Genomic DNA, 1,522 nt, shown 5'->3' with positions numbered 1-1,522 from the left:
TGTCTTCTGCGAGCGCCAGACAGCCACGGACGGCTCAAGCAAGTGGGATTTCCCGATTTGGTCTGCGCGTCGATGCAGACTAGCTCGTAGAATCCGAGCGTCAGCGCCTTAGTGCTGGAAGTTCTGTCCCGGTTGTGCCGAGTCAATGTCGGCCGCAAGGTCGTCAAGTACGAGAGGTGGAAATCGGTGCCACCCCCTCCGGGTTCGGTCAACAAGACCCCCTCGCCTCACGGCCTGGGGGTTTTGTTCGTCATGGAAGACTTGCGAAATTCGTGACAACCTCCTATGCCGCTAGCCGGTGCTCGTAGTACGGGTGCGGTCGATCGTCGAGGATCGCGTAACTGGCCGCAAGCTCACTGGGATCGGGGTTCAGCCAGGCGCCGACGTTCTCGGGCCGGATCTGCACGATGCAGCGATCGTGACCCGCGGCAGCGATCTCCCGGGGCGGTTCATCGGTGATCGCTGCGAAGCTCAGCAGGTCCGGCCCGTCCTTCCCACTCCAGCGTGACCACAGGCAGGCCACCAGCATCGGCTCCCGGTCGTCCGGGGTGAACTGCAGCACCACGTTCTTGCCATCGCGGTCGACGTTTTCGTAGAAGGTCTTCACGATCAGCAGCCCGTGGGTGTAACCGAACTGGCCCTTCCAGAAGCCTTCGAGGTTGTCGCGCCGGGCGTTGTAGGTGCTGGGATACCTGGTGTCGTAGAACACCGGCTTGCCGGCCGGGCGGCACTGGTAGCGCATCGGCTTCACGACGAGTCGGCCGCCCTCGCTGACGATCACGGGGGCATAGCTTCCAGGGAAGATTCGCGCGTCTCGATCCTTCGGCTCAAGTCGTCGCAGGTCGGCCAGCTTGCCCAACAAGGCGTCGACCTTGCTTGAGGCTATGCGCTTGACCTCGGCAGCGGACTTCGTCTCCTTCTCCGCGAGCTTGCGCTCGGCGCTGGCCAGGCGCGTACGCTGCTTGAACAGCTCTTGTTCGTACTCAGCGGCCTGCTCGGAGTTTCGCCGGTCGATCAACTGCTTGATGTCCCACTCGTTCTCGGTCTGAGGATCGGCAAACAGCTGGTCGATCACCTTCGGAATCTTGCGTTCATCGATGTACGTGGAGCCATACAGCTCCTTGAACTCGTCCAGGGAGATGAAGGTGTTCCAGCGGCGGCAGTGTTCGCGGTAGGCGTCTACGAGCTGGGCAGAGAAGCACATCGGCGCATCGTAGCGGGCTCTCTCTATCGACCAACCAGCAGCGATCGAACCAAGGGGCTTGCCTGCAGATAGCACGCCCTTGATACTGTATGCACATACAGTATCAAGGAGCCTCACATGACCCCCGACGAATGGACGCGGCGGTGCGCCGACCGCCTGCGCCAGCAATGGCCGCACGCCCCCGAGGACGAGCTGCGCGACGCGGCCGCCGAGCTGTGGTCTGAGCCCCGATGGCGCGACCAGACGCCCGAGGTCGCCACAGTCATGTGGTTGCGGCTGGGCGTGCTGGCGAAATAGCCTCCATGGTTGTGCGCGCCG

General features: G+C 62.9%; 2 protein-coding genes. One reads left to right on the top strand and one right to left on the bottom strand.

What is annotated here, in order from left to right; translation table 11 throughout:
- Nucleotides 1-283: 283 nt before the first annotated feature.
- Nucleotides 284-1,204, bottom strand: coding sequence for an SOS response-associated peptidase family protein (locus x551_RS22035; protein WP_036229920.1), 921 nt, complete (start codon nucleotides 1,202-1,204; stop codon nucleotides 284-286).
- A gap of 117 nt (nucleotides 1,205-1,321) precedes the next feature.
- On the opposite strand from x551_RS22035, the gene x551_RS22030 reads away from it, so the two are divergent.
- Nucleotides 1,322-1,501 carry a hypothetical protein gene (locus tag x551_RS22030; RefSeq protein ID WP_036229922.1) on the top strand — a complete coding sequence of 60 codons (180 nt, stop codon included), beginning with the start codon at nucleotides 1,322-1,324 and terminating at the stop codon, nucleotides 1,499-1,501.
- Nucleotides 1,502-1,522 lie beyond the last annotated feature (21 nt).

Origin of the sequence: Methylibium sp. T29 (genome assembly GCF_000576205.1) — a bacterium.
In the GTDB taxonomy this organism is placed as follows: domain Bacteria; phylum Pseudomonadota; class Gammaproteobacteria; order Burkholderiales; family Burkholderiaceae_C; genus Methylibium; species Methylibium petroleiphilum.
This window is presented reverse-complemented; position numbering and strand designations above follow the sequence as displayed.